The organism is Streptomyces sp. NPDC048436 (assembly GCF_043200355.1).
Classification (GTDB): Bacteria; Actinomycetota; Actinomycetes; order Streptomycetales; family Streptomycetaceae; genus Streptomyces.
The window spans coordinates 85,242-107,277 of sequence record NZ_JBICXP010000017.1; the positions used below are offsets into that span (position 1 = coordinate 85,242).

20 protein-coding genes and 1 pseudogene are annotated in these 22,036 nt (G+C 70.0%); 15 read left to right on the forward strand and 6 right to left on the reverse strand.

The annotated features are described in order from the left end of the window. Nucleotides 1–175 precede the first annotated feature (175 nt). From mshA to ACGFX9_RS36700, 4 genes and pseudogenes are all read left to right on the forward strand, one after another. Complete coding sequence (mshA, locus tag ACGFX9_RS36685) at nt 176–1,522, forward strand: D-inositol-3-phosphate glycosyltransferase (protein ID WP_393483671.1); 1,347 nt, start codon at nt 176–178, stop codon at nt 1,520–1,522. After that, nucleotides 1,515–2,018 carry a YbjN domain-containing protein gene (locus ACGFX9_RS36690; RefSeq protein WP_393483674.1) on the forward strand — a complete coding sequence of 168 codons (504 nt, stop codon included), beginning with the start codon at nt 1,515–1,517 and terminating at the stop codon, nt 2,016–2,018. The genes mshA and ACGFX9_RS36690 overlap by 8 nt, the downstream gene beginning before the upstream one ends. A 118-nt stretch (nt 2,019–2,136) precedes the next feature. Further along, nucleotides 2,137–3,815, forward strand: a pseudogene (locus ACGFX9_RS36695) (glycoside hydrolase family 55 protein). Nucleotides 3,816–3,901: 86 nt separating this feature from the next. Next, nucleotides 3,902–4,657 carry a dienelactone hydrolase family protein gene (locus tag ACGFX9_RS36700; RefSeq protein WP_393483866.1) on the forward strand — a complete coding sequence of 252 codons (756 nt, stop codon included), beginning with the start codon at nt 3,902–3,904 and terminating at the stop codon, nt 4,655–4,657. A 63-nt stretch (nt 4,658–4,720) separates the two neighbouring features. On the opposite strand, the gene ACGFX9_RS36705 is transcribed toward ACGFX9_RS36700, so the two are convergent. Next, a complete protein-coding gene (locus tag ACGFX9_RS36705) occupies nt 4,721–5,482 on the reverse strand; it encodes a phosphoglyceromutase (protein WP_393483677.1) in 762 nt (253 codons plus the stop codon). 211 nt (nt 5,483–5,693) lie between these two features. Between ACGFX9_RS36705 and ACGFX9_RS36710 the strand changes: the two genes are divergently transcribed. After that, a complete protein-coding gene (locus ACGFX9_RS36710) occupies nt 5,694–6,968 on the forward strand; it encodes an MDR family MFS transporter (RefSeq protein ID WP_393483680.1) in 1,275 nt (424 codons plus the stop codon). Here ACGFX9_RS36710 and ACGFX9_RS36715 read toward each other — a convergent pair. Continuing rightward, on the reverse strand, nt 6,958–8,946 hold the full coding sequence (locus tag ACGFX9_RS36715; RefSeq protein ID WP_393483683.1) for a YncE family protein: 1,989 nt from the start codon (nt 8,944–8,946) through the stop codon (nt 6,958–6,960). The two genes, ACGFX9_RS36710 and ACGFX9_RS36715, sit on opposite strands and share 11 nt — an antisense overlap. A 249-nt stretch (nt 8,947–9,195) precedes the next feature. Here ACGFX9_RS36715 and ACGFX9_RS36720 point away from each other — a divergent pair, with 249 nt between their 5' ends. Continuing rightward, complete coding sequence (locus ACGFX9_RS36720; RefSeq protein WP_393483686.1) at nt 9,196–9,354, forward strand: hypothetical protein; 159 nt, start codon at nt 9,196–9,198, stop codon at nt 9,352–9,354. A gap of 108 nt (nt 9,355–9,462) precedes the next feature. Here the strand turns inward: ACGFX9_RS36720 and phoU are convergent, their stop codons facing one another. Beyond that, the gene (gene phoU / locus ACGFX9_RS36725) at nt 9,463–10,143 is read right to left on the reverse strand and encodes a phosphate signaling complex protein PhoU (RefSeq protein WP_160510362.1); all 681 of its coding nucleotides are present in this window, start codon (nt 10,141–10,143) and stop codon (nt 9,463–9,465) included. Between the two features lie 283 nt (nt 10,144–10,426). On the opposite strand from phoU, the gene ACGFX9_RS36730 reads away from it, so the two are divergent. Further along, a complete protein-coding gene (locus ACGFX9_RS36730) occupies nt 10,427–11,686 on the forward strand; it encodes a sensor histidine kinase (RefSeq protein WP_393483688.1) in 1,260 nt (419 codons plus the stop codon). Continuing rightward, nucleotides 11,683–12,363 carry a response regulator gene (locus ACGFX9_RS36735; RefSeq protein ID WP_393483691.1) on the forward strand — a complete coding sequence of 227 codons (681 nt, stop codon included), beginning with the start codon at nt 11,683–11,685 and terminating at the stop codon, nt 12,361–12,363. Before ACGFX9_RS36730 ends, ACGFX9_RS36735 begins: the two co-directional genes overlap by 4 nt. 93 nt (nt 12,364–12,456) lie before the next feature. Here the strand turns inward: ACGFX9_RS36735 and ACGFX9_RS36740 are convergent, their stop codons facing one another. Further along, nucleotides 12,457–13,170 (reverse strand): DUF461 domain-containing protein, encoded by a 714-nt coding sequence (locus tag ACGFX9_RS36740; RefSeq protein WP_393483693.1) that lies wholly within the window; start codon nt 13,168–13,170, stop codon nt 12,457–12,459. A gap of 673 nt (nt 13,171–13,843) precedes the next feature. Between ACGFX9_RS36740 and ACGFX9_RS36745 the strand changes: the two genes are divergently transcribed. The 7 genes from ACGFX9_RS36745 (at nt 13,844) to ACGFX9_RS36775 (ending at nt 20,698) form a co-directional block, all read left to right on the forward strand. After that, nucleotides 13,844–14,326 carry a CarD family transcriptional regulator gene (locus ACGFX9_RS36745; RefSeq protein ID WP_003953493.1) on the forward strand — a complete coding sequence of 161 codons (483 nt, stop codon included), beginning with the start codon at nt 13,844–13,846 and terminating at the stop codon, nt 14,324–14,326. A 257-nt stretch (nt 14,327–14,583) separates the two neighbouring features. Then, the gene (gene ispD / locus ACGFX9_RS36750) at nt 14,584–15,321 is read left to right on the forward strand and encodes a 2-C-methyl-D-erythritol 4-phosphate cytidylyltransferase (protein WP_393483696.1); all 738 of its coding nucleotides are present in this window, start codon (nt 14,584–14,586) and stop codon (nt 15,319–15,321) included. After that, nucleotides 15,311–15,814 (forward strand): 2-C-methyl-D-erythritol 2,4-cyclodiphosphate synthase, encoded by a 504-nt coding sequence (gene ispF, locus ACGFX9_RS36755; protein ID WP_393483699.1) that lies wholly within the window; start codon nt 15,311–15,313, stop codon nt 15,812–15,814. The genes ispD and ispF overlap by 11 nt, the downstream gene beginning before the upstream one ends. A gap of 117 nt (nt 15,815–15,931) precedes the next feature. Further along, nucleotides 15,932–16,336: a PPOX class F420-dependent oxidoreductase gene (locus ACGFX9_RS36760; RefSeq protein ID WP_393483702.1), complete on the forward strand. Its 405-nt coding sequence runs from the start codon at nt 15,932–15,934 to the stop codon at nt 16,334–16,336. 90 nt (nt 16,337–16,426) lie between these two features. Continuing rightward, nucleotides 16,427–17,827: a cysteine--tRNA ligase gene (gene cysS / locus ACGFX9_RS36765; RefSeq protein ID WP_393483704.1), complete on the forward strand. Its 1,401-nt coding sequence runs from the start codon at nt 16,427–16,429 to the stop codon at nt 17,825–17,827. 124 nt (nt 17,828–17,951) lie between these two features. Next, nucleotides 17,952–18,917 carry a 23S rRNA (guanosine(2251)-2'-O)-methyltransferase RlmB gene (gene rlmB, locus ACGFX9_RS36770; protein WP_393483708.1) on the forward strand — a complete coding sequence of 322 codons (966 nt, stop codon included), beginning with the start codon at nt 17,952–17,954 and terminating at the stop codon, nt 18,915–18,917. A 134-nt stretch (nt 18,918–19,051) separates the two neighbouring features. Further along, nucleotides 19,052–20,698, forward strand: a complete 1,647-nt coding sequence (locus ACGFX9_RS36775; RefSeq protein ID WP_393483711.1) for a DoxX family protein — start codon at nt 19,052–19,054, stop codon at nt 20,696–20,698. A 78-nt stretch (nt 20,699–20,776) separates the two neighbouring features. On the opposite strand, the gene ACGFX9_RS36780 is transcribed toward ACGFX9_RS36775, so the two are convergent. Continuing rightward, a complete protein-coding gene (locus ACGFX9_RS36780; RefSeq protein ID WP_393483714.1) occupies nt 20,777–21,508 on the reverse strand; it encodes an NDP-sugar synthase in 732 nt (243 codons plus the stop codon). 26 nt (nt 21,509–21,534) lie between these two features. Continuing rightward, nucleotides 21,535–21,993, reverse strand: coding sequence for a hypothetical protein (locus ACGFX9_RS36785; protein ID WP_393483717.1), 459 nt, complete (start codon nt 21,991–21,993; stop codon nt 21,535–21,537). Nucleotides 21,994–22,036 lie beyond the last annotated feature (43 nt).

Consider the following 22,036-nt stretch of genomic DNA (forward strand, 5'->3'; position numbering starts at 1 on the left):
CGTATGCGCCGGGCGCCAGGGGTACGGGTGGAGCCCCGCCCGGTCATGGGTTGAGCCGCATCCCGTAATGATTTGGCAAAGAGGAAATGGAGTCGCGCCTTCCGATGTTCTCCCTCTGGAGGACCGTGCACACCCTCCCTGAAGCCATGCCCGCGCGCGCAAGGAGGACCGCCACGTGAGCCAGTACGTGACCAGGCTCGGGCGTCGCTCGCCGGCCACGCCCGGCAGGCTCCGGCTCCCCGGCACGAACCGGCGTCCACGCCGGGTGGCCATGCTCAGCGTGCACACCTCCCCGCTGCATCAGCCCGGCACGGGCGACGCGGGCGGCATGAACGTCTACATCGTGGAGCTCGCCAAGCGCCTCGCGGCGATCAACATCGAGGTGGAGATCTTCACGCGTGCGACGACCGGCGCGCTGCCGCCCGCCGTCGAACTCGCCCCGGGAGTCCTCGTACGACATGTGGACGCGGGGCCGTACGAAGGCCTGGCGAAGGAGGAGCTGCCCGCGCAGCTCTGCGCCTTCACGCACGGTGTGATGCAGGCGTGGGCGGGCCACCGCCCCGGCTACTACGACCTGGTCCACTCGCACTACTGGCTCAGCGGCCACGTCGGCTGGCTGGCCGCCGAGCGCTGGGGCGTGCCCCTGGTGCACGCCATGCACACCATGGCCAAGGTCAAGAACGCCGCGCTCGCGGAGGGGGACACCCCGGAGCCGGCGGCGCGCGTGATCGGCGAGACGCAGATCGTGCGGGCCGCCGACCGGCTGATCGCCAACACCTCCGAAGAGGCCGACGAACTGGTCAGGCACTACGAAGCCGAGGCCGGCAAGGTCGCCGTGGTCCACCCGGGCGTGAACCTCGACCGCTTCCGCCCCGCCGACGGCCGCGCGGCTGCCCGCCACCGCCTCGGCCTCCCGCAGGACGCGCTCGTCCCGCTCTTCGCGGGCCGTATCCAGCCCCTGAAGGCGCCGGACGTGCTGCTCCGCTCGGTCGCCGTCCTCCTCGAACAGCGCCCCGAGCTCCGCTCGAACATCGTCGTCCCCGTGGTGGGCGGCCCCAGCGGCAGCGGTCTGGCGAAGCCGGAGGGCCTGCAGAAGCTGGCCGCCAGGCTCGGCATCTCGGACGTGGTCCGCTTCCAGCCGCCGGTGGGCCAGGAGCAGCTCGCGGACTGGTTCAGGGCGGCTTCGGTCCTGGTGATGCCGTCGTACAGCGAGTCCTTCGGCCTGGTGGCCATAGAGGCGCAGGCGGCGGGCACACCGGTGCTCGCGGCGTCGGTGGGCGGTCTGCCGGTCGCCGTACGCGACGGGGTGACGGGCTTCTTGATCGACGGCCACGAACCGGCCCCCTACGCGCGCGTGCTGCGTGATTTCGCCGAGAACCCACACCTTGTGGACAGCATGGGCGCCGCGGCCGCGCGGCACGCGCAGTCCTTCGGCTGGGACACGGCGGCGTCGGCCACCGCGGACGTGTACACGGCGGCGGTGCACGAGCACAGGCGTCGCGTACGCTCGCATCATGGCTGATCAAGCTGGAGCAGCGGCGACGACGACCATCGAGCGGACGCTGGACGAGGCGGAGCTCGAGTGGGAGAGCCCCGAGAGCGGCGCCTACGTAGTGAAGCTCCCCGGCACCCGCAAGCTGTCGACGACCCTCTCGCTCAAGGTCGGCAAGCACGCGCTGTCGCTGACGGCTTTCGTGGTGCGGCACCCCGACGAGAACCACGAGGCCGTCCACCGCTGGCTCCTGGAGCGCAACCTCCGTCTGTACGGCGTGAGTTACGCGATCGACTCGCTCGGCGACATCTACCTCACCGGCAAGCTCCCGCTCTCCGCGGTCACACCGGAGGAGCTCGACCGGCTGCTCGGCTCGGTCCTGGAGAGTGCGGACGGCTCCTTCAATACGCTCCTGGAGCTGGGTTTCGCGACGGCGATCCGCAAGGAGTACGCGTGGCGGGTGTCGCGCGGGGAGCCCACGCGGAACCTGGACGCGTTCACACATCTGACTCAGCCACAGGACTGACGCCGCAGACCTTCCCGAGGCCTTCCCCGCCATAGGGCGCCCATGTCATGCTCGCGCCCATCGCAGACATGAATGGCGTTCACATCCATAGAAGGTGGCGGCGGGCATGGGCACGGATATGGGCACGGATATGGGCACGGGCAGCGGCATGGAGTACCCCGGCAGACGTGGCGTACTCGGCGGAGCGATAGCCGTGGCGGCGGTGGCCGCGACCGGCGGGACCGCATGGGCGGCGAGATCCGGCGAAACCCCGGCGCTCTGGCGGGAGTTCGAGGCAACTCCGTACACGCATCCCCAAGTCCCCTACATAGCCCGTGCCGGGGCCACTCCGGCACCCGCCGCCTCCCTCGCCGCAAGGTGGTCGCGAACGTACGTGACTACGGGGCGAGGCCGGACGGCACGTCGGACGCGGCCCCCGCGATCAACCGTGCGCTGGCGGAGGCGGGGGCGAGGGGCGGCGGCACGGTCCTCGTGCCGCCGGGCACGTACCGCGTCGACGGCATCATCCGCATCGCCCACGACAACGTGGTCCTGCGGGGCGCGGGCAGCACCCGCACCACACTCCACGCGACGAAGAACCTCACGGAGCTGATCGGCCCCTACGGCTCCCGCTACGGCGGTGACAAGTCGAGCTGGTCCTGGGCGGGAGGCCTCATCTGGCTCTGCCCGCAGACCCGCTTCGAGACGCTCACGGACGCCATCAAGGCGAAGGCCTGGCCCTTCGAGGGCTGGACGGGCAACAAGCGCGACGAGTGGCAGACGCTCACCGCGGTGCACCCCGCCACCCGGGGCGACCGCACCCTGAAGGTGCGGGACACCAAGCACCTCCACCCGGGGGACCTGGTCCTCCTGCGCCTGTCGGACGACGCGGACCACACCCTCCTGGAGCACATGGCGGGCGGCGGCCCGGGCCCGGAGTCGTACACGTGGGACGACAAGACGAAACTGACGTCGTACGTCCCCTACGAGTGGACGGTACGCATCACTTCGGTAAAGAAGAGCACGATCACGCTGGAACGCCCGCTGCCCCTGGACGTACGCGAGGAGTGGGACCCGCGCCTGACGACGCACGTACAAGCCTTGAGGGGCGCGGGAGTAGAAGGCCTGACGCTGGAGGCTACGCAGACCCCCCAGTCCCCCCACCTACTGGACAAGGGCTACAACGGGGTCACGTTCCAGTGCGCGTACGACTGCTGGGCGTACGACATCGTCGTACGCCATGTGGACAACGGCTTCGGCCTGGTGAGCGCTTCGGCCTGCACGCTGCGCCGCACCCGCGTGGAGGGCCGGGGAGCACACCACCCGTACTTCTGCCGCGAGGGCTCGCACGACAACCTGACCGAGGACTTCCGCATAGCCGAGCGCACGGTCCCGGCGCCCTCCGGCACGCAGCTGCACGGCATCAACGCGGAGGGCCTGTCCTCCTACAACGTCTGGTCGCGCGGCGAGATGGAGATGGGCACGTTCGACAGCCACCGGGGCATGCCGTTCGCGAACGTCCGCACGGACATCACGATCAACAACACCGGCCGCCACGGGGGAGATGCGAGCGCGGGCCCCCTGTTCGGCGCGCGCTTCACGCACTGGAACATCCGCGTCACCAATGAGCGGGCGGGCCTGATGAGGATCGACGGCCTGGCCCCGTACAGCGCGACGGTGGGCATCAACGAGGTCCGGGAGTTCGACCAGATCGACGTACCGGACTTCTCCGGAGACCTGCACGCGCGACTGGAGCTCTACGGCACCACGGCCACGGTCCGCCCACGGAACCTGTACGAGGCGCAGAGAGCGCTGTAGCCGACGCCGTTCTTGCCTGATGGGAGGACTGGCCGGTTAGGTTGATCTCTGATTGACCCAACGGAAGCACGGAAGGAAGATCCGCAATCCCCACCAAGACGCTGACGCTGCAGATTCCCACCACCGACGGTCAGGCCGACGCCTTCGCCGCCTTCCCCGACCGTGGCGAACAGCACCCCGGAGTGCTGCTCTACCCGGACGCCTTCGGTGTGCGGCCCGAGTTGGAGGACAAGGCCCGGGAGCTGGCCGGTCACGGGTATTACGTGCTCGTGCCCAACCTCTACTACCGGCACGGCCCGGCGCCGGTGATCGAACTTCCCGAGCACATCGGCGACGACGTCCGGCCCGCGATCTTCGCCCAGTTGATGCCCCTGGTCGAGGCGCACACCACCGACCGCATCCTGCGCGACGCCGACGCCTACCTCCGGTTCCTCACCGCCCAGCCCGAGGTCAGCCCCGGCCCTGTCGGCGTCATCGGCTACTGCCTGGGCGCCGCCCTCGCGATGCGCACCGCGACGGCCCACCCCGACCAGGTGGCCGCCGTCGCCGGATTCCACCCGGGTTTCCTCGTCACCGAAGCGCCCGACAGCCCGCACCGCCTCGCCCCCGAGCTCACCGCCGAAGCCCACTTCGGCCTCGCCGAGGGAGACCTGACGCCCGAGGCCATGAGCGAGCTCAACCAGGCCCTGGACACCGCGGGCGTCGGCTACAGCACCGAGATCTACCCCGGCACCGTCCACGGCTTCACCATGTCCGACACAGGAGCCTTCGACCCCGCAGCGCTCCAGCGCCACTGGGACCGCCTGCTTCCTCTCCTCGGCCGCACCCTGACCAAGAGCTGAGGCGTGAAAATGCCCCCGACCCGCGCCGTAAGCGAGCGCGAGTCGGGGGCATTCTCGTGAAAGCTACTTCTTCTTGCCCTGGTTCTTGACCGCCTCGATCGCCGCAGCAGCCGCATCCGGGTCCAGGTACGTGCCGCCCGGCTTCACGGGCTTGAAGTCCGCGTCCAGTTCGTACGACAGCGGGATGCCCGTCGGGATGTTCAGGCCCGCGATGTCCGCGTCGGAGATGCCGTCCAGGTGCTTGACCAGGGCGCGCAGCGAGTTGCCGTGGGCCGCGACCAGGACCGTCCTGCCGGTCAGCAGGTCGGGGACGATGCCGTCGAACCAGTACGGCAGCATGCGGACGACGACGTCCTTGAGGCACTCCGTCTGCGGGCGCAGCTCCGGCGGGAGCGTCGCGTAGCGCGCGTCGTCGAACTGGGAGTACTCGGCGTCGCGGTCAAGGGCCGGCGGCGGCGTGTCGTACGAGCGGCGCCAGAGCATGAACTGCTCCTCGCCGAACTCGGCCAGCGTCTGCGCCTTGTCCTTGCCCTGAAGGGCTCCGTAGTGGCGCTCGTTCAGGCGCCACGAACGGTGTACGGGAATCCAGAGGCGGTCGGCAGCCTCAAGGGAGAGCTGCGCGGTGCGGATCGCGCGCTTCTGGAGTGACGTGTGGACCACGTCGGGGAGCAGGCCGGCGTCCTTGAGCAGCTCACCGCCGCGGACCGCCTCCTTCTCGCCCTTCTCGTTGAGATTGACGTCCACCCAGCCGGTGAACAGGTTCTTCGCGTTCCACTCGCTCTCGCCGTGGCGGAGGAGGATCAGCTTGTACGGTGCGTCGGCCATGCCCCTGAGCGTAATCGAACCGCCCGGTGGCCCGCGCGCCCGCCCGCGGCCCGGACAGCCCGGCGGCGGCAGCACCGGAGTGCTCGGCCTCAGTTGACTGGTTCTGCTAATCCACTGGCTCTCCCCTCCCCCTGAGTCGTAATGTGCGCATGCCGATATTGACGCTTACATAGCTGCACCTGCGCAGCCGCCTGAACCGTGGGGGACCCCGATGACACTCGCCGCCCTGAGACGCGCCGCAAGAGAGTCCGTCTCCGGCCTCCCCCGCGAGTTCTGGTGGCTGTGGACCAGCACCCTCGTCAACCGCCTCGGCGCCTTCGTCGCCACCTTCATGGCGCTCTACCTGACCCTCGACCGCGGCTACTCCGCGACCTACGCCGGCCTCGTCGCCGCCCTCCACGGACTCGGCGGCGTCGTCTCCTCGCTCGGCGCCGGCGTCATGACCGACCGGCTCGGGCGCCGCCCCACGCTCCTCATCGCGCAGACCTCCACCGCCCTGACCGTCGCCCTCCTCGGCTTCATGAAGGACCCCCTGGCCATCGCCGCCGTCGCCTTCCTCGTCGGCATGGCGAGCAACGCGTCCCGGCCCGCCGTCCAGGCGATGATGGCCGACATCGTCCGCCCCGAGGACCGCGTCCGGGCCTTCTCCCTCAACTACTGGGCCATCAACCTCGGATTCGCGATCTCCTCCGCGGGCGCCGGCTTCATCGCCGAGTTCAGCTACCTCGCCGGGTTCCTCATCGAAGCCGCCATGACCCTCGTCTGCGCCGTCGTCGTCTTCGCCAAGCTCCCGGAGTCCCGGCCCGTGCGCACCGCCCTGGAGAAGGCGTCGGAACCGGACGTCGGCCTCAGGACCGTCCTGCGCGACGGGCGCTTCATGGGCGTCGTCGGGCTCTCCTTCCTCATCGCGCTGATCTTCCAGCAGGGCTCCGTGGGACTGCCCGTCGCCATGGGCGAGGCCGGATTCACCGCCGCCGACTACGGAATGGCCATCGCCGTCAACGGCGTCCTCATCGTCGCCCTCCAGATCCCCGTCACCCGGTTCATCGAACACCGGGACCCCCAGCGGCTGTTGATCATCTCCGCACTGCTCGCCGGCTACGGCTTCGGGCTCACCGCCTTCGCCGGGTCCATCGGCGTCTTCGCCCTCACCGTGTGCGTCTGGACCCTCGCCGAGATCGTGAACGCGCCCACGCAGACCGGCCTCGTCGTGCGGCTCTCACCGATCCACGGCCGGGGCCGCTACCAGGGCATGTACACCCTGTCCTGGGCCGTCGCCGCGCTCGTCGCCCCCCTGATGTCCGGCTTCGTCATCGACCGCTTCGGCGCGCAGTGGCTCTGGGGCACCTGCGCGGTCATCGGCACGTTCGCGGCGCTCGGCTACTGGTCGCTGATGCGGGGGCTCCCCGCCGAGGAAGCGGAGGAGACGGCGACCGCTTCCCGGACCGCCGCCCCCACCGCCCCCGCCCCGCGAACTACCGCGTGAAGTTCAGGTACTTCCACGCCCCGTGCGTCGTCGAGTTCACGTTGTCCCCCGACGACCCGTTGATGTACGACGCGCGGATCCGGGCCCTGATGCCCGACTCGCCAGGAGCCTCCAGACGTACGGACGACGTCCCGTCCGTGCCGAGCCTGAAGTACTCGGGGCTGCCCGCCGAGTTCCAGCGGCCGTTCGCGTACACCTCCATCTGGAGGCGGTGCTCGCGGCCCTTGTAGTACGACATCGTCGTGTTCAGGACCGGGTCGGTGTTCCTGTGGAAGTAGTGGTACGTCGTCGAGCCGATCTTCCCCGTCTTGTAGTGCTTGGTGACCGACGTGGAGACCTTGACCTTGGCGTACGCCGTCGACGTCGCCTTCTTGGACGCGTACCGGGCGTCACCGGCGAAGGCCGCCGTGACCTTCGTGTCGCGCTTCATGTCCACGGTCGCCGACAGATCGCCGCGGGCGTTCACGACGCCCTTCTTGACCAGCTTGTTGGGCTTGTCGGAGCCATAGGGATCGGCCCAGATCTCGACCGTGCGGTTCTTGTACGTGGTGCCGAGGTGCGCGGTGAAGGAGACGTCGGCTCCGTAGCCGTACACGTTGCCGTTCTTGTTCAGGGTCAGCGTGGGCGTGCTCCGCGAGACCTCCACCGTGTCCGACGCCGAGGCCGCCGCCCGCGCGCCGTCACCCGCGTACGCGACCTTGTACGTCACCTTGCCGCCCGCGGGCGGAGTGTCGTCGAGGGAGAACGAGCCGTCCGCCCCGGTCTTCACCGTGGGCAGCTTCCTGCCGTCGGGGGACTCGATGTCCGTGCGCGTGACGGCCAGTTCGGTCCCGGCGGGCAGCGGCGCCGTGTCGGTGATCTTGCCGGTGACCGTGAGGGACTTGGCGCGCGTCGCCTTCTCCGGCGCCGTCACCGTGAGCTCCGGCAGGGACTTGCCCGGCTCGGTCAGGACCCGCAGCGAGAAGACACCCTGGCCGTTCCCGGAGACCGCGAAGAGCCGGCTGCCGTCCGGCGCCCACGCGAGGCCCCCCTCGGCCAGGGTGTCGCCGCCACTGCCGCCGCCGGTGTTCGGGAACTCGTACTCCCGGACCTTGGACCACTTGCCCTGCTGATAGATGTGCACGTCGGGCCCGTACCAGGAGAAGGTGCCCGCCGCCACGGTGCCGTCCGGGGCGATGTCCACGGCGGCGCCGTAGCTCCCCGAGTTGTAGCGGCCCACGGGGGAGAGGTCCTCCGTGGAGTACACCGGGTGGTAGTAGGGGGCGCCGCTCGCCGTGACGATCTGGGTCCCGTCGGGGGAGACCGCGATGTCGTCGAAGAATCCGCCCTCCACCGACTTGGAGACCCGCAGCTCCGGCTTCGGCCCCGACACGTCGTACACCGTCAGCGAGTCGTTGCTCGTCTCCTTCTCACCGGCGACGAGAACCCCCGAGTCCGGGTCGGAGCCCAGCTCGGGAGCGGCGTAGAAACTCGCGTCGCCGTCCTGGCCGAGCGCGACGACGGGCTCATCACTGGAGAGGTCCAGCGAACCGATGTTGCCTTCGGCGTCGGGCCTGTAGCCGAACCACAGCTTGCCGCTCGCCATCGCCAGGGTGCGCGGCTTCTCCGCGCCGTCGAGCTTGTAGCTCGCGCTCTGGGCGTACGAGGACGTGTCCACGGCGACGATCCGGTTGAGCCCCGCCACGGCCGCGTACACCTGGCCGGAGTCGGGCGAGAGCGCCAGGCCGTCGACGTCAGGCAACCCGTCAAGGGTCGCCTTGACCGCGCCCGTGTAGTCCGTGACGACGATCTTGCCGTCGACCGGGTCGGAGACGTAGACGCGCTGGTGCGCCCCGTCCACGAGCACGTCGGCCGCCGACTTCACGCCCAGGATCTGCGCCGAGTCCGCAGCCGCAGGGCCGGCCCCGGCCGCGACCAGGGCCGCAGAACTGAAGAGGACCGCGAGCGCTGTCGCGGTCGAGATGGTGCGCGTACGCACGGTATGTGACCCCCCACATAGAAGAACCCAGGTCAGATCCCCGGGCCTCGAACCCCCCGTTACAGCGCCAACACAGTAAGGCATCACAGTGAAGGTTGTGGAGAGAGTTTCGCGAGTGGTCTCACAGCGCGCCTGCCCGTGCGGCCCCCGGCGCGACGGGCCCGCCGTACGCGCGTGTGCGCCGTTGGTGCGCCCCTTCCTGTGGGAAGGGAACGGGCATCAGGCAGTACGTCTTCGAGGAGGAGACCCATGGCCGAGTCCCCCATGACCGAACCCGTCCCCGAGCAGTCCGCCGAAGCGCCGGGCCTGCCCTCGCTCGTGCTCATCGGCGCCTGCGGCTGCGGCTCGGGCTGCGGCTGCGGCTGCCAGTCGGGCGGGCCGTGCCAGTGCGGCGGCTGCTGCGGCTGAGCCACCGCACGCGGAGCTCAGAACAGGGCTGTGCCCCGCACCATCAGCGCGGGGCACACCCTCCTGAGTACTCCTCGTACTCCTCGTACTCCTACGTACGAAACAGCCTCAGGCCCCTTCCACAGGGGTCCCCGTCTGCTGCATCTCGTCCGCGTGCTCACCCGTGACCAGGTAGACGACCCGCTTCGCCACCGACACCGCGTGGTCCGCGAACCGCTCGTAGTAACGGCCGAGCAGCGTCACGTCCACGGCCGTCTCGATGCCGTGCTTCCAGCGGTCGTCCATCAGGTGCTGGAACAGCGTCCGGTGCAGCAGGTCCATCTCGTCGTCGTCCTGCTCGAGCTGCAGCGCCAGATCGACGTCCTTGGTGATGATGACCTCCGCCGCCTTGGCCATCAGACGCTGCGCGAGCTGGCCCATCTCCAGGATCGTGGCGTGCAGATCCTGCGGCACGGCCGACGCCGGGAAGCGAAGACGCGTCAGCTTGCCGACATGCTGCGCGAGGTCGCCCGAGCGCTCCAGGTCGGCGCTCATCCGCAGCGAGGTGACGACGATGCGCAGATCGGTGGCGACCGGCTGCTGCCGCGCCAGAAGGGCTATCGCCCGCGCCTCCAGCTCGTGCTGCAGATCGTCGACCTTCTGATCAGCGGCGATCACGCTCTCGGCCATCTTCAGATCGGCGTCGAGCATGGCCGTGGTGGCGCGCCCGATCGCGGACCCGACAAGGCGGGCCATCTCGACCAGGCCTTCGCCGATCGAGTCAAGTTCCTCGTGGTACGCGTCCCGCATGTGGATGTCCCTCTCTAGTACGACCCGGGGGCTGACCCCCACGCTCCCACGGTGCGGCCCCGACGCGTCCGTTTCCGGCATCCCGCATGAACCGTCCCTGTCACCCAGGTGAACTGTGGGCGACGCGGAGCGTCCCGCCCGGAGCGGCTCCGCGGCGCCCCGGAGTACCCCGTTCAGCCGAAGTGAACCAACACCGTCTCCTCGGTGAACTCTGGGCGACGAGTGTTCGAGCGGGCACCCGGATGGCTGGGGCAGGTGCTCGTCCGGCGCATAACCTGGGGGCATGGACGTGAACGCGGCGGTCGCCGCAGCTGCAGCGATCGCCGGGGTGTGCACCGGCGTCATCGCCATGCTGGCGTTCCGCTGGAGCGAGCGCGACCTGAAACGCCCCACCCGGACCTCCCTGCACACCGACCCCGTACTCCCACCCGGCGTGGACACGGTCCTCTCCGTGCTCCGCTCATCCGCCGTCGTCCTCGACGAGGCGGACAGCGTCGTCAAGGCCAGCTCGGCCGCGTACGCACTCGGCCTGGTCCGCGGCGGCAAGCTCGCCGTCGAACCGATGCTCCAGATGGCCCGCGACACGCGCCGCGACGGAGAGATACGCCAGGTCGAACTCGACCTGCCGCGCCGCGGCACCGGCCGGGGCGACGCCCTCGCCGTCTCCGCCCGTGTGGCCCCCCTCGGCTCCCGCCTCGTCCTGCTCCTCGTGGAGGACCTCACCGAGGCCCGCCGCATCGAAGCCGTACGACGCGACTTCGTCGCCAATGTGAGCCATGAGCTCAAGACCCCGGTAGGGGCGCTCTCGCTCCTCTCCGAAGCCGTCATGGACGCCTCCGAAGACCCCGAGGCCGTCGAACGCTTCGCGGGCCGCATGCAGATCGAGGCGACCCGCCTGACCAACCTCGTCCAGGAGCTGATCGACCTCTCCCGGGTCCAGAACGACGACCCCCTGGAGGACGCGGAATCCGTCCGTGTCGACGAACTGGTGGCGGAGGCGATCGACCGAAGCCGCCACCAGGCCTCGCACAAGCAGATCACCATGGCCGCGGGCGGCACCGCCGACCTGCGGATATGGGGCAACCGCGGCCAGCTCGCGGCGGCCCTCGGCAACCTCGTCGAGAACGCCGTGAACTACTCGCCCGCCCGCACCCGCGTCGGCATCGCCGCCCGCCGGGTCACCGCACCGGGGGGCGATCTCATCGAGGTGGCCGTCACCGACCAGGGGATCGGCATCTCCGACAAGGACAAGGAGCGCGTCTTCGAGCGCTTCTACCGAGTGGACCCGGCCCGCTCACGGGCCACCGGCGGCACGGGCCTAGGCCTCGCCATCGTCAAACACGTGGCCGCCTCGCACGGCGGGGAGGTCACCGTGTGGAGCTCCGAGGGACAGGGCTCCACCTTCACCCTGCGGCTGCCCGAAGCAGCCGCGAACCGCGACCGCGGACCCGGTCACGGCGGAGACGGCAGCGAAGCCGACACCGCACGGCCCGACGAGACCACTGCGTACGAACCCATTCCTGCCCCGGAGGTCCTTCCGTGACCCGAGTGCTCGTCGTCGAGGACGAGGAATCCTTCAGCGACGCCCTGTCCTACATGCTCCGCAAAGAGGGCTTCGAGGTCGCCATCGCGGCCACCGGGCCCGACGGACTCGACGAGTTCGAGCGCAACGGCGCCGACCTCGTCCTGCTCGACCTGATGCTGCCGGGCCTGCCCGGCACGGAGGTCTGCCGTCAGCTGCGCAGCCGCTCCAACGTCCCGGTGATCATGGTCACCGCCAAGGACAGCGAGATCGACAAGGTGGTCGGCCTCGAAATAGGAGCCGACGACTACGTCACCAAGCCCTTCTCCTCCCGCGAACTCGTGGCCCGCATCCGCGCGGTCCTGCGCCGCCGCGGCGAGCCCGAGGAGGTCGCCCCGCAGGCCCTGGAGGCGGGCCCGGTCCGGATGGACGTGGACCGTCACGTGGTCACGGTCTCCGGCTCCAAGATCGACCTGCCCCTCAAGGAGTTCGACCTCCTGGAGATGCTCCTGCGCAACGCGGGCCGCGTACTGACCCGCATGCAGCTCATCGACCGCGTCTGGGGCGCGGACTACGTGGGGGACACCAAGACCCTGGACGTGCACGTCAAGCGCCTGCGCGCCAAGGTCGAGCCGGACCCGGGGGCGCCGCGCTACCTGGTGACGGTGCGGGGCCTCGGCTACAAGTTCGAGCCGTAGACAGCCCCTCACCAGACGCGCGCCTCACTCGCCGTGACGCGCGAAAGGGCGGGAACCCGGCACCGGGTTCCCGCCCTTTCGTACGTACGTCGGTCAGTGCCCGGAACCGGCACCCGCTTCGGCGCCGGCACCACCAGCGCCCGCGTCGTGCGACGCGCTGTCGGACGGGTTCGTGGAGGCACCCTCCGTCGCCGCGTCGGACGCGCCGTCGGACGGCTTCGTGCTCGCCGAGCCGGACGGCTGCGTCGTCGGCTTCGCGTCCGGAGCCTCGGGGACCTCGCTCGGGCCCCACTTCTTGAAGTAGCTCTCGGCCGGCACGACGAAGGTCTTCATCTTCACGTCGCCGGTCTTGCTGAAGGCGAAGGTGACCGGCTGCGCGTTGCCGTCCTTGACGGCCTCACGGCTGCTGGGCAGGACGGCGGAGGCGTTGTCCTTGCCGCCGATGATGACGGAGCCGCCGGCGGGGATGGTCAGCGGACCGCCCCGCTTGGAGGTCTTGTCGTCCTTGGCCGGCGTGATCTTGGCCTTCTTGTCGGTGCCGACGACCGTGATCTCGTCCAGGGTCTGGTCGGTGGTGCCGTTGTTGAAGACCGTCGCGGCGATCACCGCGGGACCCGTCGACTTCAGGTCGGGCTGGGTGATCACCATGGCGTTCTGGATCTTGATGTCCCCGACGGAGGTCGCCGCGTTGTCCGGCTTCACCTCGAGCGTCTGGGCGTCGTTGCCGGCGGCACACGCGGAGAGCGAGGCGAGCGAGAACGCGATGGCGGTGGCGGCGAGGGCGCCACGTCGAAGGCTGCGGCTCACGGCGGCGGCAACTCCTAGAACGGGGGCGGTAAGGGAAGGGGCGGACGGCCGTAAAGCCGCCCTAAGGGTGTGTCAGCGGGCTCAGGTTACCGAGCCCTTCCCGCGCCACCGCACCCGACCCGCCCCTTGGACCCGCGAGCCTCCCCCTGCCACTCGCGGCCGGAGGCGCGCAGCACTCCCGCCACCACTCCCGCCGCCACTCCTGTCACCACTTCCGTCACCCACGCGCCATTGGCCTCTCGTCCCCCATTCACATAAGCGCCGTCAAGAGCCGCCGGGCCCCGCCCTGGGGATTTCCGGTAAGGAATGCATGGTGGTCCGGGAAGTGCCGGGAATTGATCACTGAGATCGCTTGATCAATTCTGGATTCACGTCGGACGCGGCGTCGCACATCTCTCCGGTCACCGAACGGAGTAGTGGAAGTTCACCGCTCGGAACCCGGCAAACCGGGACGTTCAACCTCGTGGAGCGCTCTCGGAGGGCATGTGACGGGCACGTTTCCGCTTCCCCGAAGAGCCGCTCCCACCTGCGAATACCTCGCTCCACAAGCCCTGCGCAGCACGTTCCTGTTGCTGTTGTCAAGCCCCGAGATACGCCCTGACCTGCGAAAACGCCATTCAGAAGAGGCCGTTCTCGTGTTAGGATGGATAGCCACGGAAGGGGTACCTGTCACATGACGTTCAAGGTTGGCGACACCGTGGTCTATCCCCATCACGGGGCCGCGCTGATCGAGGCCATTGAGACTCGCCAGATCAAAGGCGTGGACAAGACCTACTTGGTGCTGAAGGTCGCTCAGGGCGATCTGACGGTACGTGTGCCTGCGGACAATGCGGAGTTCGTCGGCGTACGTGATGTGGTCGGTCAGGACGGGCTTGACCGGGTCTTCGAAGTACTGCGCGCGCCGTACGCCGAAGAGCCGACGAACTGGTCCCGTCGCTACAAAGCAAATCTCGAGAAGCTCGCATCGGGCGATGTCATCAAGGTCGCGGAAGTCGTGCGTGACCTGTGGCGTCGTGAGCGTGAGCGCGGACTGTCCGCGGGTGAGAAGCGCATGCTCGCCAAGGCTCGCCAGATCCTGGTGAGCGAGCTCGCCCTCGCGGAGAACACGAACGAGGACAAGGCCGAGGCCCTGCTCGACGAGGTCCTCGCGTCCTGAACGCGCTCTGACACAAGCATCTGTCTTGGCGCCAAGAATGCCGCGGTGCCCGCTGACCCTCCATGGTGTCGCCGGGCGCTGCGGCATGTTCGTACCCAGACGCGAAACCCCCAGAAGCGAAATCTGCTGTTCGTCATGCGTGCCGGGCTCGGGCAGCTGGCTCGACCAGATGTCACGGAAGGGTCCGGTCAAGGCTCAAGCCCGGCTCGGTGTGGCCATACCCACCTCCGCCGAGCACACAAACCTGAACGGAAGCGATGTCTGAGGAATCCCGCACCGCGGTCGTCATCCCCGCCGCCGGACGCGGCGTACGGCTCGGCCCGGGCGCCCCCAAGGCGCTCCGCGCGCTGAACGGCACGCCCATGCTCATCCACGCCGTACGGGCCATGGCAGCATCCCGCGCCGTCTCGCTCGTCGTCGTCGTGGCCCCGCCGGAAGACGCCGCCGAGGTCAAGTCCCTCCTGGCCGACCACGCGCTGCCCGAGCGCACCGACTTCGTCGTGGTCCCCGGCGGCGAAACCCGCCAGGAGTCCGTGAAGCTCGGCCTCGACGCCCTGCCGGACGGCATCGGCGTCGTCCTGGTGCACGACGCGGCCCGCCCGCTGGTCCCCGTGGACACCGTCGACGGCGTCATCGAAGCCGTACGCGAAGGCGCCCCCGCCGTCGTCCCCGCACTGCCCCTCACCGACACCGTCAAGCAGGTCGAGCCAGGAGCGCCCGGCGCGCCCGGCGCGCCCGAGCCCGTGGTCGCCACACCCGAGCGGGCCCTGCTGCGCGCCGTGCAGACCCCGCAGGGCTTCGACCGCGACACGCTGGTCCGCGCCCACGCCACGGTCACCGACAACGTCACCGACGACGCCAGCATGGTCGAACAGCTCGGCCTCCAGGTCGTCGTCGTACCCGGCCACGAAGAAGCCTTCAAAGTGACACGGCCCCTGGACCTCGTCCTCGCCGAAGCCGTCCTCGCCCGCAGGAGGGCCAACGATGGCTTCTGAGAACCCGCTGGCCATGGCGCTGCCGCAGGTCGGCATCGGTACCGACGTCCACGCCTTCGAGGAAGGCCGCGAACTGTGGTGCGCCGGGCTCCTCTGGGAAGGCGAGAGCGCGGGCCTCGCCGGGCACTCCGACGGAGACGTCGCCGCGCACGCCGCCTGTGACGCCCTGTTCTCCGCGGCCGGCATCGGCGACCTCGGCGCCCACTTCGGCACCGGCAGGCCCGAGTGGTCCGGAGCCTCCGGAGTGACGCTGCTCGCCGAAGCCGCCAGGATCGTGCGCGCCGAAGGCTTCGAGATCGGCAACATCGCCGTCCAGGTCATCGGCGTACGCCCCAAAGTCGGCAAGCGCCGCGACGAGGCACAGAAGACGCTGAGCGCGGCCGTCGGCGCCCCCGTCGCCGTCTCCGGCACCACGACGGACGGGCTCGGCCTCACCGGCCGCGCCGAGGGCCTCGCCGCCATCGCCACGGCACTGGTGGTCCGGGCGGGCTGAGCGGCGTACCGGCGAAGGGTGAAATGCCGCTGCGGCGGGGTGTGTTGAAGCAGTATCGGGAACACGCACTCCGACAGCAGCTCCCACCCATCGACGTACGAGAGAGAGGCACCCCCTATGGCCGCCGAACTGTCCGACAAGCTCAAGGCCCTGCTCGACACCCCCGTCTTCATCAACGTGGCCACCATCCAGCCCGACGGCAGCCCCCAGGTCTCACCGGTCTGGGTGAAGCGGGACGGCGACCAGGTGCTGTTCTCCACCACCATCGACCGCCGCAAGGAGAAGAACCTGCGCCGCGACCCGCGCGTGACGGTCCTCGTACAGCCCTTCGACGCGCCCTACACGTACGCGGAGATCCGCGGCGAGGTCACCATGACCACCGAGGGCGGACAGGAACTCATCGACGAGCTGGCCGTGAAGTACACCGGCCGCAAGTACATCGAGTTCAACCCGGACTCCGTCAACGACACCGAGCGCGTCGTCGTCCGCGTCACCGCGCGCAAGGTCGTCGGCAACATCTGAGGCCCCTGCGCAGCCGCGCATGTCACAGTTCCGTGCCCTGTTGACCCCGGAGGTCGCAGGGCACTGTCCTGCGACCACTACCCTGGAGTGGTGACGATTCGCCTGTACGACACCAGCGCCCGGCAGATCCGAGACTTCAGCCCGCTCATCGACGGTTGTGTCTCGATCTACCTGTGTGGCGCGACGGTGCAGGCGGCCCCCCACATCGGGCACATCCGGTCGGGCCTCAACTTCGACATCATGCGCCGCTGGTTCGACTACCGCGGCTACGAAGTCACCTTCATCCGCAACGTCACCGACATCGACGACAAGATCATCCGGAAGTCGGCCGAGCAGGGCCGCCCCTGGTGGTCGATCGGCTACGAGAACGAGCGGGCCTTCAACGACGGCTACGACGTCCTCGGCTGCCTGCCGCCCACCTACGAACCGCGCGCCACCGGCCACATCACCGAGATGGTCGAAATGATGCGCGGCCTCATCGAGCGCGGCCACGCCTACGAATCGGACGGCAACGTCTACTTCGACGTGAAGTCCTTCCCGGGCTATCTCGCGCTGTCCAACCAGGAGCTGGACAACCTCCTGCAGCCCGAGAGCGAGGGCGAGACCGGCAAGCGCGACTCCCGCGACTTCGCCATGTGGAAGACGGCCAAGGAGGGCGAACCCAGCTGGGAGACCCCCTGGGGCCGCGGCCGTCCCGGCTGGCACCTGGAGTGCTCGGCGATGGCCCACAAGTACCTCGGCCGGGAGTTCGACATCCACGGCGGCGGCATCGACCTGATCTTCCCGCACCACGAGAACGAGATCGCCCAGGCCAAGGCCTTCGGCGACGCGTTCGCGCGGTACTGGGTGCACAACGGCTGGGTCACCATGAGCGGCGAGAAGATGTCCAAGTCGCTCGGCAACTCCGTCCTCGTCTCCGAGATGGTCAAGAAGTGGCGCCCGATCGTCCTGCGCTACTACCTGGGCACCCCGCACTACCGCTCGATGATCGAGTACAGCGAGGAAGCCCTGCGCGAGGCCGAGTCCGCGTTCGCGCGGATCGAGGGCTTCGTGCAGCGCGTGGTGGAGAAGGCCGGGGGCGAAGTCGAACCCGCCGCCCAGGTACCGCCGGCGTTCGCCGACGCGATGGACGACGACCTCGGAGTGCCCCAGGCCCTCGCGATCGTCCACACGACGGTCCGGCAGGGCAACTCCGCCCTCGCCGCCGACGACAAGGAAGCCGCGGTGGAACGGCTCGCCGAGGTGCGGGCCATGCTGGGCGTCCTCGGCCTCGACCCGCTCGACCCGCACTGGGCCGGTGAGGGCGACCGCGGAGAAGACCTCCACGGAGTCGTCGACACCCTCGTACGCCTCGTGCTCCAGCAGCGGGAGGCCGCGCGTGGCCGCAAGGACTGGGCCACCGCCGACGCCATCCGCGACCAGCTCAACCAGTCAGGTCTCGTCATCGAGGACGGCCCGACCGGACCGCGGTGGACTCTCGGCCCGCGCTGAGCGTCTGACCTCGCGATGTGCCGCCCGGCGACCCGGGCGGCACACTTCATATACGTACGCAGTCACGTCGTGCGCCGTCACGCAGTCCGCGGACAGCCGCACGCATCACAGGAACAGGTAGGTCATGGCCGCTAACAACCGCCGCATGTCCGGCAAGAAGGGCGCGCAGGTCGGCAGCGGTGGAAATCGGCGCCGCGGCCTTGAGGGCAAGGGCCCGACGCCGCCCGCCGAGGCGCGCAAGGGACACAAGAAGAACCGCATCGCCAACGTCGCGGCCAAGAAGGCCGCCGGTGGTGGCCCCGGTGGCGGCCGCCGTCCCGGTTCCGTGAAGGGACGCGGCAAGGGCACCTCCGAGATGGTCGTCGGACGCAACTCGGTCGTCGAAGCGCTGCGCGAGGGCGTCCCCGCCTCGATGCTCTACGTACAGCAGTTCATCGACAACGACGAGCGCGTACGTGAAGCACTGCAGCTCGCCGGCGAGCGCGGCGGCATCCACCTCATGGAGGCCCCGCGCCCCGAACTCGACCGCATGACCAACGGGCTCAACCACCAGGGCCTCGTGCTCCAGGTGCCGCCCTACGAGTACGCGCACCCCGAGGAGCTCGCGGCCGCCGCGTACGACGTGGGCCAGGACCCGCTGATCGTCGCGCTCGACGGCGTGACGGACCCGCGGAACCTGGGCGCCGTCGTGCGTTCCGTCTCCGCCTTCGGCGGGCACGGCGTCGTCGTCCCCGAGCGGCGTGCCGCCGGCATGACCGCGGGCGCCTGGAAGACGTCCGCCGGTGCCGCGGCGCGTACGCCCGTGGCGCGCGCCACGAACCTGACCCGGGTCCTTGAGGCCTACAAGAAGGCGGGCGTCGCGATCGTGGGGCTCGCCGCCGACGGCGACCACGAGGTCGGCGACCTCGAAGCGCTGTCCGGTCCCGTCGTGATCGTCATCGGCAGCGAGGGCAAGGGCCTCTCCCGGCTCGTCGGGGAGACCTGCGACTACCGCGTGCGCATCCCCATGCCCGGCGGGACGGAGTCCCTCAACGCCGGTGTCGCCGCGGGCGTCGTGCTGTACGAGGCGTCTCGCCGCAGGAGCCGGTGATCCGATAGTCCCGAGTCCCGCGATGCCCGACGGGCCCGAATCCCCGGCACGTCGGGCATCGCGGAAGATCTTGACGCGGCCCGGACATTTCCGCGCGGTCAAGGCAGTGTCCTAAACACACATCACTCGGTTAGATGAGTGTGGACACCAGAACGCCCCGCAATCCCACGGGGGGAAGCTCGTCAGGGTTCGACGAAGCTCCCGCGCTGAGCATGGTGAAGGTGCCGAGCGACCCGGCCCAGGTCATCGTGAACCACGCGAGCTTCCGCGTGCAGCTCCCCACCGCGCAGCGGACCCAATCCCCGCGTATCGCCCGGCACTTGAGCAATGCCGACGACACCACGCACATGGCCGCGGTCGGCTCCGCCGCCCGGCGCCGCGCACCCGTCGTCTGGACCGGGAAGTCCGAGCCGGGCGACGCCGGAGCCACCGGACTGCTCCAAGCGGTACGCGGAACCGGCGTGCGCCATTCGGCCGATGGCGGGGGCACCTCCTACGACGACGGGGGCGCCACGCAGGTCATCCCCCGGATCGGCGTCGACGACGACCTCGAGAGCACGCAGGCCACGCCTGCCGTCATCGGTCCTCGTCACCACGATCCCGGGACCCGGCTGATTCCGCGCATGCCGATGCCGGAAAGCGACTTCGACGAGCAACGCCCCTACGGGGACGACGAGTTCGACGACGACGATTACGACGACGGCGACGAGGGGGGCCAGGCCGTCCGGCGCCGCGGGGCCGACCCCGTGCGGCACGCCTACTACCCCGGCCGCCGCATGAACCTCGGCGTCGTGCTGCTCCCGCTGCGCGTCTTCCTCGGGTTCATCTCCATCTACGCCGGCATGGGCAAGCTCTGCGACCCCGTCTACTTCGACGGCGGCGACCGCGGCTCCATGGTCAAGTGGCTCAACTCCCTGCACCCCTGGGCACTCGCCGAACCGCTGCGGGACTTCGCCCTCTCCCACCCGGTCGGCGCCGGGCTCTTCATCGCCTTCCTGCAGATCATCGTCGGCGTGCTCACGGTGCTCGGACTCTGGCAGCGGGTCGCCGCCGGCATCGGCGTACTCCTGTCCGCCGCGCTCATCGTCACCGTCAGCTGGAAGACCGTCCCCGCCTACGACGCGCCGGACATCATCTACCTGGCCGCATGGTCGCCGCTGATCATCGCGGGCGCCCCCGTCTACTCCATCGACGGACGCCTCGCAGGCGAGGCCTGGCGCACGCTCGGGCCGCGCGTACACATCTGGGACCTGCGCCGCCGCGTCCTGCGGCGCGGCGGGCTCATCGGCGCGCTCGTCGTGGGCCTCACCCTGCTGCTCGGCTCGCTGCTCGGCGGCGCCGTACGCGACGCCGACCGCGTGACCGTGCCGGGACCCGGCGAGGCGCCGCGCAACGAACTGCCCGGCTCCCCGCTCCCCGAGGAGCCCGGAAAGCAGAAGCATCGCCAGCGCCAGTCGCAGAGCCCCTCGGCCTCCGGAGCCTCCGAGGCGCCCACCCAGGGAAGCTCCGCCAGCCCCACGCAGGGCGCCGCGGCGACCACCCCCGGCGCGGCGCGCGAGACCGCGGGCGCCGCCGCCGGACAGGGGCAGCCCAGCCAGACGCAGGGCACCGGCCAGGCACCGCCCCAGCAGTCGACGCCCCAGCAGCCCCCGGCGGCCACCACCGCGGGCCCCACGTCCAGCGGCGGCAGCGGCGGCGCCGCCCCCGAGAGCGGCACGAGCGGCGGAGGCGGCGGCTCGGGCGGCTCCGACCGGCTCGTGGGAGGCCTTCTCGGCGGCTGAGCAGGTCCGGTGACGCGTACGTCGACGGGGCCCCGCACAGAAACTGTGCGGGGCCCCGTCGTCGTACGGAGGAATACCTCAACCCTTCTGCGCGGCCAGCTCCTTGGCGGCCTCTGTGAGGTCCTTGGCGGTGTCGATGGCGCGCCAGTAGGCGCCCTGCGGCAGCGGGAAGCCCGCCAGGCTCTTCTCGCGGGCCAGACGCGGGAACGTGGTGCGCTCGTGGTCGCCGCGGTCCGGGAGGAGCGCGGCGAAGGACGAGGAGAAGACGTACACGCCCGCGTTGATGAGGTAGGGCGACGGCGGGGACTCGATGAAGTCCGTGATGTGGCCGAACGCGTCCGTCTCGACGGCGCCCCACGGGATGCGCGGGCGGGCCAGTGCCAGGGTCGCGGTGGCGTCACGCTCGGCGTGGAAGGCCGCCATGTCGCGCAGCGAGAAGCGGGTCCAGATGTCGCCGTTCGTCGCGTACCAGGGCCGGTCGGCGTGCGGGAGGTGGCGCGCGGCGTACTTGAGACCGCCGCCACGGCCCAGGGGCTCCTTCTCGACGACCGTGGTGACGTTCAGGGGGAGCTCCGCCGACTCCAGCCACTCCTGGAGTACTTCGGCGAGATGGCCGCACGAGACGACCGCGTCCGTCACGCCCTCGGCCGCCAGCCAGGAAAGCTGATGGCCGATGATCGGGGTCCCTGTGCCAGGGATCTCGACCATCGGCTTGGGCCGGTCATCGGTGTACGGACGGAGGCGGGAGCCCTGGCCACCGGCCAGGACGACGGCCTGGGTGGGCCTGTGTGCGTGCGGGTCGCCGGTCATACCGGGAACCCTACGCGGCGCCCCGATCAGCCGTTCTGACGGGCGGCGACGCCCGATGCGAAGGACGTGTCGCAGACCGGGCGGGCATACGACTGGGCACGGCTCGGGCCGTACGCCTGGACGGCTGCGCGGCCCAGCGCACGGGCGATGGAGACGCAGTGCTTGGCGAGCGACGGATGGCGGTTCACCTCCTGCTGGAGGTGGGTGAGCGCGACGCCCGGGTTCCTGTCCTGGAGCTCCAGGAGCAGGCGGTCGCGCAGGAGGTCCTGCGGAGCGCGGGACTTGGCCGGTACGGAGAGGTCGTCGGCGGATGCGGTGAGCATCGAATCCGAGGAGTTTCCGGACCAGTTGACGCTGGTGACCGCTAGGGTCCCGGAGAGCACCAGCATCACGGGCAGGACGAGGGCGAGCGTGCGGCCGATGCGACGGGCGGGGCCTCGGTGGGCTCGGCGCGGCTTCTGGGTGTAGTTGGCGGAGTGCGTCACGCGAGTGAGCGTAGCGGTCGGTGATGATTTGGCGACATTTAGT

What these genes read in the sequence shown, in the direction of transcription:
- ACGFX9_RS36690 (WP_393483674.1), top strand. Translation starts at nt 1,515, where the DNA reads ATGGCTGATCAAGCTGGAGCAGCGGCGACGACGACCATCGAGCGGACG.
- ACGFX9_RS36705 (WP_393483677.1), bottom strand. Translation starts at nt 5,482, where the DNA reads ATGGCCGACGCACCGTACAAGCTGATCCTCCTCCGCCACGGCGAGAGC.
- ACGFX9_RS36710 (WP_393483680.1), top strand. Translation starts at nt 5,694, where the DNA reads ATGACACTCGCCGCCCTGAGACGCGCCGCAAGAGAGTCCGTCTCCGGC.
- ACGFX9_RS36720 (WP_393483686.1), top strand. Translation starts at nt 9,196, where the DNA reads ATGGCCGAGTCCCCCATGACCGAACCCGTCCCCGAGCAGTCCGCCGAA.
- phoU (WP_160510362.1), bottom strand. Translation starts at nt 10,143, where the DNA reads ATGCGGGACGCGTACCACGAGGAACTTGACTCGATCGGCGAAGGCCTG.
- ACGFX9_RS36730 (WP_393483688.1), top strand. Translation starts at nt 10,427, where the DNA reads ATGGACGTGAACGCGGCGGTCGCCGCAGCTGCAGCGATCGCCGGGGTG.
- ACGFX9_RS36745 (WP_003953493.1), top strand. Translation starts at nt 13,844, where the DNA reads ATGACGTTCAAGGTTGGCGACACCGTGGTCTATCCCCATCACGGGGCC.
- ispD (WP_393483696.1), top strand. Translation starts at nt 14,584, where the DNA reads ATGTCTGAGGAATCCCGCACCGCGGTCGTCATCCCCGCCGCCGGACGC.
- ispF (WP_393483699.1), top strand. Translation starts at nt 15,311, where the DNA reads ATGGCTTCTGAGAACCCGCTGGCCATGGCGCTGCCGCAGGTCGGCATC.
- ACGFX9_RS36760 (WP_393483702.1), top strand. Translation starts at nt 15,932, where the DNA reads ATGGCCGCCGAACTGTCCGACAAGCTCAAGGCCCTGCTCGACACCCCC.
- rlmB (WP_393483708.1), top strand. Translation starts at nt 17,952, where the DNA reads ATGGCCGCTAACAACCGCCGCATGTCCGGCAAGAAGGGCGCGCAGGTC.
- ACGFX9_RS36775 (WP_393483711.1), top strand. Translation starts at nt 19,052, where the DNA reads ATGAGTGTGGACACCAGAACGCCCCGCAATCCCACGGGGGGAAGCTCG.
- ACGFX9_RS36780 (WP_393483714.1), bottom strand. Translation starts at nt 21,508, where the DNA reads ATGACCGGCGACCCGCACGCACACAGGCCCACCCAGGCCGTCGTCCTG.